Raw genomic sequence first — 8,627 nt, 5'->3', positions numbered from 1 at the left:
AACCCCAAAACCCCAAAACCCCAAAACCCCAAAACCCCAAAACCCCAAAACCCCAAAACCCCAAAACCCCCTGACAGATCGATGATCCCCGGATACAGGCCATACCATTTATTGGCCCATAGCAGAATTGCCCAGGGTTCATAAATATGAAAAAGATGTGTACCTAATTGCGGCTGATAATCGAATTTGTACGCGAAATACTGGGTAGCTACCTACAATCCTCCGATCAGATACACAACGGATAATAATAGTCGACAATGAACCTATCCTTCTTAGCATTCCTATTGTTTTGAGATAAGAAGCTATTCTTATTCATTAAAGGCTCCTTCTGGGTGTTGAAATGGATCGTTGCCGACCTATTGATTGCGCGCTATTGATCCTGTGATGCTTCATTAACTGCTGTCGGTACTGTTCAAGCCGCTCGTCATTAAAAGTCACGCGCATGTGGTTTTGCGCGGCCACTTCTGCGATCTGAACGCGAAACGACTCGGTTCCATTGATTGCCAAGTGGCTGCCGTATTTCTTCATGGCAACGATCAAAATATCTCTCAAGGCATCAGGTGATGTATCCGGCAACACGATTAATCGCTCACCGTCATCGCGAATAGTGGTTGATCCTGCTCGACAATTGACTGTGCCGATTTTGGTGATTGATTCAACAGAACTGTCTTTTATGAAACCACCCCTAAAGTGGCTATTAGCACCGGAGCCATTATTGCTTTGCTTGGCCGACACCTGATTGCCCTTGAATTGACTGGTTCTTCTGGATCGCAACACGGCCAGGGCTTCAGCGTTACCAAGCTTGGCTTCAAAGGTCAGCCAGTCCAGCCATGCCCTCCGGCAATGGCGGGTCTTAGACTGCTGATAAGCGTTCCGATAATCATTGTTGATAACTTCTATCGAGGTTTTGAATTGCTGATGCGCGGTGGCGTACAGCGCTTTTTTGGCTAATCTCCCTGCCTGAATATTCTTGATAATGCCGCGTTTGAGTGCTGCTTCTCGTTTTGCACGCTCGATGAGTTGATCGCGCGTATGTCGCAACCTAGCCCATTGCGTTGAGCGTTGCTGAGATAGATTTTTCTGCTCTTCCTGGTATCGCGCATACAGCTTGGAAGTATCAATACGGGTTTGTAATGGCCGTGGTTGGAATTGCCGATTAACCTTCCTCACATTGCGTCGTACTGAAGTAAATTCATTAGGTACAAAAGCACCCAGTCTCTGAGTCAGATTCCCTTTCGACAAAGATCGATCAACTGAGCTTGCTTTAACAGCTAGGCCATTGTTGGCAACTATGATAAAGCCATTGCCTCGTTCTTTAAGTTCAAGGCCATGATCTTTAAGTATCCCATGCAGCGCCTGCCAATTATCAGCTTGTATGATTTCACCGAGTACCTCACGCTTGATCCAGCCAAGCAGACTTTCCACTCCTGTTCTGGCTTCAATGTCCTGCGCTATTCTGGATGCTTCATCCTTCACGGTTTCATGATTGACAATGGTTAAACCATATTCCTGTTCGATCTGTTCACAGACTCGGGCGACGATCTTATAGTCATAATAGGGATTGTGTATGGTAAGACGCCTGGGATGTATCTTGTTGATGGCAATATGCACGTGTAGATAATCGGTATCGTCATGGATGACGCTCACGCGCTGATGATCTTGAAATCCCAACGCATCACAAAATCGCGCTTCAATGGTATTAAGACTCTCAAGGGACAAACGTTCCCCTTGCGGGAAACTCAGTACCAGATGGCAGATTTTATCTGATCTGGCGCGCTTATTCATTTCTTGTGTGTTCTGGATTTCAAGCACGGCAGCAGGTAACTCGTCTGTATAGCAGTTTGCAACCGAAATCTGGCCGACGCGCTCGCTTTTACCTTGTGGATTGGTCAGATACTGCACCAAGGCAGAGAAACTGCTTTTGCGTATTGATTTGATGGGTATGATTTTGGCGATCATCGTATTTAAGCTGCTTAAGTAAAAATGACTATTCCGAAAGCTATTTTTTAAGCTTCATAATGACATCCAACATCGTGTTTTGGGTATTTCGGATGTTGTTTAAAGTTAAATGCAATTCTGACTTACCAATCAATTTAGTGCGCTTGTCATTGGTAAGCCAAAGCTTGATCAATCCACCCAGTCTGCCAAGATCCCCATTGATTTTTAACAACGCATCCACTTGCCGGTTATCTATAACACTGGGTACTTGATAGCCCAGACCCAGGTTGCGCAGGTATTGGGCAACGGTTAACCCAACATCCTGCGCCTTAGTCTTTATTTCAGCTTCCTCGATTGGCAAAACAGGAACCCTGAGCTTCTTACCTCTTCTCTCTTTACAAATTGTTTTAGAGCTTTTTTTGACATTCATTTCAGTTTTCCTCGAAGAGCAAGATTAACGTTGAGCACATTGTGCGAATAAGTTGCAGTGGAGATGGCCATCTCCACATATCTTGCCCGGTTGTGTGAGTTTCAAGAAGGATATTATCATTATAATCGATGTTTGCAAATATATTATTTTCGTTATATGATAAATATCAAATAGGTTAAAAGCACTTGAAAGAAGCTTTATTCAATAAAAATAACAATTACTTGGTAACAAATTAGAAAATATAAAAAATTCAAATAAACTGAAAATAACAAAAAGAAACCGAAAGTAAAGCAAAAAAGCAGAAATCTATTTGGACGCCAAGATAACTATTTTTGTGATGACTAAATCTTTATCAGAACGAATCGCACTTTACGCGGATAAAAACAAAAGTATCGGTAAGCAATTTTTGCCGGCGTTCATTGCGTTGAAACCGGAAATTGAGCAGGCATTACAGGATGGTTGGACGATGCGGCAAATCTGGAACATTTTGCATCAGGAAGGAAAAATCAAATGTTCATATCAATGGTTCAGAACACTGGTCAATCGACATATTGGTGAGGACAGAAAGCGACATCCGTGCATTCATCAAAGAAAATCAGCTGGGAATGGTCATGAAGGATTTCGTTTTAATTCTGCAATTAAAAAAGAGGATCTGATCTGATGGCTAAAATACATATGATTCTGCAAGGAAGGGGTGAGGTAGAAAAGTCGTTTATATCATTCACGTTAGCTACAACATGAAGTTGCCAAAGGTTGGCGATTATTCGCAGACAGCTTTTTACCAACATCGAAAATGTGGCTGCGGTTTTAACATGAGTGCCGACAAGTTAGATACTCATCAGAGCACGGCATTGTTCTGTCACAGGATGATCCGGTATTGAGGATGCATACGTTCAATGAAGTCTTGCTGGAACAGAATGAAAATGAGCATGCTGAACTGTTTTCAGCTGATCGATGAAAGGATTAAAAGCGGTATGGATCATGAAACTTATGAGCTAGTCAGAATTTCCAGGGCAAGCGGCCATCATTAATTTGCTGGTTTCAATCTTGATACTGATTTCGGTTGTATCGGTATTTTTGATTTTGTTATAGCAAGATTTTTCTATAAATAAGCAGGATAGTTCATGAGAACACTAAATTTAAGTGAAGCTGCCCAATTCTTGAAATTGCACCCCGAAGAAGTGCGCCGTCGCGCTAAAGCGGGAATTATTCCGGGTGCAAAATTAGGTAAACGGTGGGCATTTATTGAAGATGATCTTGCTGACCACATTCGCTCGTTATATGCTTGTACCCGGCAAGCGTTGCAAGTGGGACATGAGGAGAAACAATTATGTCACTCTGTAAACGTGGTAAGACGTGGTGGATTAGTTTCACCACACCAAGCGGCGAGCGAGTTAGATGCTCTGCTGCAACTGAAGATAAAACCCAAGCGCAAGAATTCCACGATAAGCTGAAAGCGGAATCCTGGCGTGTTGCAAGGCTGGGAGATAAGCCAAAGCGAACTTGGGATGAGGCCGCTTATAAATGGCTAATGGAGACACAACATAAAAAGTCACATCATGAAGATGTGGCTAAAATAAACTGGCTCCAACAGTTCTTTAGGGGCAAATATCTGGATGAGTTGACTCGGGATCTGATCGCAAAGATTGGTGAGTTAAAGCGTCAGCAATCAACTCCAGCAACAGCGAATCGCTTACTGGCGCTAATTCGTGCGATTTTGCGGCGATCCGCTTTAGATTGGGAGTGGATTGATAAACCTCCTGTAATCAAGCTATATCGTGAAGCAAAGCGGCGCGTGCGTTACCTGAGTGCAACACAAGCAAGTATGCTCATTCAAGAATTGCCGCAGCATTTGGCGGATATGGTGACGTTTTCACTGGCTACAGGCTTAAGACGATCAAACGTTACGAAGCTGGAATGGTCGCAAGTGGATATGCAACGCAATGTCGCATGGATACATGGCGATCAGGCCAAAGCAGGAAAACCGATTCATGTGACCCTGAATGCGACGGCAATAGCGGTATTGACTAGGCAGATTGGCAAACATCCAAGATCAGTATTCAGTTACAAGGGCAAGCCAATCACGCAAGTGAATACAAAAGCTTGGTATAAGGCGTTAAAACGTGCGGGTATTAAGGATTTTCGCTGGCATGATTTGCGCCATACCTGGGCAAGCTGGCTGACTCAGAACGGCGTGCCGTTGAATGTCATTCAGGAAATGGGCGCATGGGAATCTGCTGAGATGGTGAGGCGGTATGCTCACCTTGCGCCTGAGCAATTTGCTCAGCATGCCCGGGTCTTGGATGGCATGCTAAATGTCACAAATTTGACACAATCGAAGTAAAAGGCTTTTTGTATCTAATATAAGTCTTTGTTTTTTGGTGCTGTTGAGAGGAGTCGAACCTCCGACCTACTGATTACGAATCAGTTGCTCTACCAACTGAGCTACAACAGCATATGGAATGAAAATCAGGCTCGCCATTATAGTGGGTTGAGTAATAACCGGCAAATATTAAAATCAGTGATGAAAAATCGGGATTTTGGGATCTTTTTTACACAAGCAAATGAAAGTGAGGAGATCGTGTGGTTTTAAAGACACAAAATTTTCGGAATAACTTCGGTTAAGTTCGGTCAATTTCGTCAAAAATCTATACATTTTTATTGCAAGAGTTCATAATTCGCCTATGAACTCTCCCAAATTCAGCGTAAAAAATATTCTGATTCTTCACGGTCCTAATTTGAATATGTTAGGGATGCGTGAACCGGGAATTTATGGTCATGAAACTTTGCAGCATATTAACAGAAATTTATCTCAATTAGCCGAAGATTCGCATATCAAAGTGAACTTCTTTCAACACAATGCCGAATCGGCTCTCATCGATAGAATTCACCAAGCCGCCCAGGACGGGACAGATTTTATTATCATCAATCCAGCAGCGTATACGCATACCAGCATAGCATTGCGCGATGCACTCGCTGCTGTGAATCTTCCCTTCATCGAAGTGCATTTATCGAATATTTTTTCGCGAGAGTCTTTTCGCCATCACTCTTATTTTTCGGATCTCGCAGTCGGAGTCATCAGCGGGTTGGGTGCCAAAGGCTATGAATTGGCATTGAAATATGCCATCGATTCTCATTAATATGAACCCATACAGAGGATCGATTGCAGGAAGGAAGATATATCAAGGAAGCTCTCGAAAGGTTAGTGAAGGTGATTTGGCAAAGGAAAGTCAGTTCAACGCGCACAGTTTATTGAGGGAGTGAGGGTATTGAGCCTCTCCCTTTTAGGCGCAACCTCACAGACGAGAATGAGCGCAGCAGTTTTTAGAGTTTCCTTAATCGTTTTTTTATTAACTACTAATACGCGAGGCGTTGTCTCGGGAGATGGAATATGGATTTAAGAAAGCTCAAAAAGCTCATTGAATTGGTTGAGGAATCGAGTATTGCTGAATTGGAGATTACCGAGGGCGAAGAAAAAGTCCGCATCAGTAAATCCGGCGCCGGAGTGCAGAACTATGCCTTCATGCCCCCGGTCATCGCGCCTGCGCAACAGCAGATACCCGGCGCTGCGTCAGTGGAGCTGGAGAAACCTGCCGAATCAGCGGCCGGAGAGACCAACTCCATTCCTGACGGCCATATTGTCAAATCTCCGATGGTCGGCACATTTTATCGGTCGCCGTCTCCCGGCGCGAGCGCGTTCGTCGAAGTGGGTCAACGGGTCAAAGAGGGCGATACCCTGTGTATTATCGAAGCGATGAAATTACTCAACGAGATCGAAGCGGATAAAAGCGGAGTCATCAAGGCCATCTTGCTAGAGAATGGGCAGCCCGTGGAATACGGCGAGCCGCTGTTCGTCATTGAATGAAGCGCTGAGTAGAAATCCATAGTCATGTTTGAAAAAATTCTTATAGCAAATCGCGGCGAAATTGCGTTGCGGATACAACGCGCATGCCGCGCAATGGGTATCAAAACCGTGGCTGTGCATTCGGAAGCGGATGCCGAAGCCAAATACGTCAAGCTGGCCGATGAATCGGTCTGCATTGGGCCCGCGCCCGTGGCGCAAAGCTACCTGAACGTTCCGGCGATCATCAGTGCTGCCGAAGTGACCGATTCTGAAGCGATTCATCCGGGCTACGGTTTCCTGTCTGAAAATGCCGATTTTGCCGAGCGGGTCGAAAAAAGTGGCTTCGTATTCATCGGGCCGAGGCCGGAAACGATCCGCCTGATGGGCGATAAAGTTAGCGCCAAGAATGCCATGAAAAAAGCGGGTGTTCCTTGTGTTCCCGGCTCGGATGGCGCATTGCCAGACAATATCGATGACATCAAGAAAGTGGTGCGTGAAATTGGTTATCCCATCATTATTAAAGCCGCTGGGGGCGGGGGCGGACGTGGCATGCGCGTGGTGCACACCGAAGCGGCGTTGTCGAATGCCGTGATCGTGACGCGCAATGAAGCGCAAACCGCGTTCGGTAATCCGACGGTATATGCCGAGAAGTACTTGGAGAACCCACGCCATATCGAATTCCAATTATTGATCGATGAGCATGGCCATGTGATTCATTTGGGGGAAAGAGACTGTTCGATGCAGCGCCGCCACCAAAAGATTCTCGAAGAAGCACCCGCGCCGGGCATCTCCGAGAAATTACGCAACAAAATCGGCGAGCGCTGCGCGGAAGCGTGCCGCCGCATCAAATACCGCGGTGTCGGTACCTTCGAATTTCTGTTCGAAAACAATGAATTCTACTTCATCGAAATGAATACCCGTTTGCAGGTTGAACATCCGGTGACCGAAGCCATCACCGGTATTGATCTTGTTCAGGCGCAGATCAATGTGGCTGCGGGCGGCATACTGCCGCTTGGCCAGAAGGATGTGGTGTTCAAGGGCCATGCGATCGAGTGCCGCATCAATGCCGAGGATGCCTACAAATTAACGCCCTCCGCCGGCCGCATTACGCAATATCACGCACCGGGCGGTCCGGGCATCCGGGTGGATTCGCATGTTTATCATAATTATATGGTGCCGCCTTTTTATGATTCCATGATCGGTAAGATCATCGCATATGGAGACACGCGTGAACAGGCTATTGCGCGCATGCGCATCGCCTTGTCCGAAATGGTGGTTTCCGGCATCAAAACCAATATTCCGTTGCATCGGGATTTGTTGACGGATGCCTCCTTCCTTCGCGGCGGTGCATCGATTCACTATCTCGAACAAAAACTCGCGTTGCATAATAAATCAGACTGACGGATTGCGGTCTGTCATTTTCACCCGACTGCCGAGCGTTGCCTGCGAAAATATGTTCTGGGTTACATTGATCATCAAAACCGATGCGGCGCACGCTGAATTGCTCAGCGATATCCTGATCGAGCAGGGCGCATTGTCGGCGGACATACACGATGCCGCCGCCGACACTGACGATGAACAAATGCTGTTCGGGGAACCGGGAGAAATTTGCGGAGAAATTTGGCAGAATGCCGAAGTTTCCGCATTGTTTGACCAGAATGTTGATATCGAGGAGATTGTGCGTGATTTGACCAAAGCCGCGCAGTTTGATCGTCCGCCCAGCTATCGTGTCGAACGAGTAGAAGAACAAGACTGGGTGCAGTTGACTCAATCACAGTTTGATCCGATTCAAATCTCATCGCGATTATGGATCGTGCCCACCTGGCACCAATCTCCCGATCCGGCCGCCATCAATTTGATTCTGGATCCCGGCATGGCGTTTGGAACGGGCAGCCATCCGACCACCAAGCTTTGCCTGAATTGGCTCGATCAGCATATCCGCAACGGTGATGTGCTCATCGATTATGGCTGTGGTTCCGGAATATTGGCGATCGCGGCATTGAAACTGGGCGCGCAGCATGTGACCGGTATCGATATCGACCCGCAGGCCATCAACGCAAGTGAAGAAAATGCGTTGCGCAATCACTGCAATTCCTCAGATTTTGAGTTTATAACAGCGGACACAGAACGGGCGCTTCAACTGCCCGGATCAGCTGACATCGTGGTCGCGAATATTCTCGCCAATCCGCTGATTCTCCTGGCGCCGCTTCTTTCCAATCTTGTGCGATCAGGAGGCCGGATTGCGTTATCCGGAATTTTAAGTGAACAGGCCGATGATGTTAACTCGGCATACCAATCATGGTTCGATATGAGCATCGCCGCTGACATGGAAGGCTGGGTGCTATTAACGGGAATCAAAAGATGAAATAATGGATTCTTCACACATTGGCGAGTAAGCAAAGCCATTTCTGGTAT

The 8,627-nt window shown here is 46.3% G+C and carries 9 protein-coding genes and 1 tRNA gene; 7 read left to right on the top strand and 3 right to left on the bottom strand.

The window, feature by feature from the left end:
• Window positions 1–315 precede the first annotated feature (315 nt).
• Window positions 316–1,959: a TraI/MobA(P) family conjugative relaxase gene (gene traI / locus ABF87_RS02550; protein ID WP_160827566.1), complete on the bottom strand. Its 1,644-nt coding sequence runs from the start codon at window positions 1,957–1,959 to the stop codon at window positions 316–318.
• Between the two features lie 40 nt (window positions 1,960–1,999).
• Window positions 2,000–2,368 carry a conjugal transfer transcriptional regulator TraJ gene (gene traJ / locus ABF87_RS02545; RefSeq protein WP_160827565.1) on the bottom strand — a complete coding sequence of 123 codons (369 nt, stop codon included), beginning with the start codon at window positions 2,366–2,368 and terminating at the stop codon, window positions 2,000–2,002.
• A 337-nt stretch (window positions 2,369–2,705) separates the two neighbouring features.
• Between traJ and ABF87_RS02540 the strand changes: the two genes are divergently transcribed.
• The 3 genes from ABF87_RS02540 (at window position 2,706) to ABF87_RS02525 (ending at window position 4,712) form a co-directional block, all read left to right on the top strand.
• Complete coding sequence (locus ABF87_RS02540) at window positions 2,706–3,029, top strand: TraK family protein (protein ID WP_160827564.1); 324 nt, start codon at window positions 2,706–2,708, stop codon at window positions 3,027–3,029.
• Between the two features lie 463 nt (window positions 3,030–3,492).
• Window positions 3,493–3,822 carry a helix-turn-helix domain-containing protein gene (locus tag ABF87_RS15385; protein ID WP_160827563.1) on the top strand — a complete coding sequence of 110 codons (330 nt, stop codon included), beginning with the start codon at window positions 3,493–3,495 and terminating at the stop codon, window positions 3,820–3,822.
• Window positions 3,732–4,712 carry a site-specific integrase gene (locus ABF87_RS02525; protein WP_345789866.1) on the top strand — a complete coding sequence of 327 codons (981 nt, stop codon included), beginning with the start codon at window positions 3,732–3,734 and terminating at the stop codon, window positions 4,710–4,712. The genes ABF87_RS15385 and ABF87_RS02525 overlap by 91 nt, the downstream gene beginning before the upstream one ends.
• Window positions 4,713–4,747: 35 nt before the next feature.
• Here ABF87_RS02525 and ABF87_RS02520 read toward each other — a convergent pair.
• A tRNA-Thr gene (locus tag ABF87_RS02520) sits at window positions 4,748–4,823 on the bottom strand.
• A gap of 229 nt (window positions 4,824–5,052) precedes the next feature.
• Between ABF87_RS02520 and aroQ the strand changes: the two genes are divergently transcribed.
• The 4 genes from aroQ (at window position 5,053) to prmA (ending at window position 8,577) form a co-directional block, all read left to right on the top strand.
• A complete protein-coding gene (gene aroQ / locus ABF87_RS02515) occupies window positions 5,053–5,508 on the top strand; it encodes a type II 3-dehydroquinate dehydratase (RefSeq protein ID WP_160827561.1) in 456 nt (151 codons plus the stop codon).
• Window positions 5,509–5,759: 251 nt separating this feature from the next.
• Window positions 5,760–6,233: an acetyl-CoA carboxylase biotin carboxyl carrier protein gene (gene accB / locus ABF87_RS02510; protein WP_160827560.1), complete on the top strand. Its 474-nt coding sequence runs from the start codon at window positions 5,760–5,762 to the stop codon at window positions 6,231–6,233.
• A gap of 24 nt (window positions 6,234–6,257) precedes the next feature.
• The gene (gene accC / locus ABF87_RS02505) at window positions 6,258–7,613 is read left to right on the top strand and encodes an acetyl-CoA carboxylase biotin carboxylase subunit (RefSeq protein ID WP_160827559.1); all 1,356 of its coding nucleotides are present in this window, start codon (window positions 6,258–6,260) and stop codon (window positions 7,611–7,613) included.
• A gap of 52 nt (window positions 7,614–7,665) precedes the next feature.
• Window positions 7,666–8,577, top strand: a complete 912-nt coding sequence (gene prmA / locus ABF87_RS02500; RefSeq protein ID WP_160827571.1) for a 50S ribosomal protein L11 methyltransferase — start codon at window positions 7,666–7,668, stop codon at window positions 8,575–8,577.
• Window positions 8,578–8,627 lie beyond the last annotated feature (50 nt).

Origin of the sequence: Nitrosomonas sp. JL21 (genome assembly GCF_009833095.1) — a bacterium.
Lineage (GTDB): Bacteria > Pseudomonadota > Gammaproteobacteria > Burkholderiales > Nitrosomonadaceae > Nitrosomonas.
The sequence above is the reverse complement of the archived record's forward strand: the minus strand, read 5'-3'. Positions and strand labels throughout refer to the sequence as shown.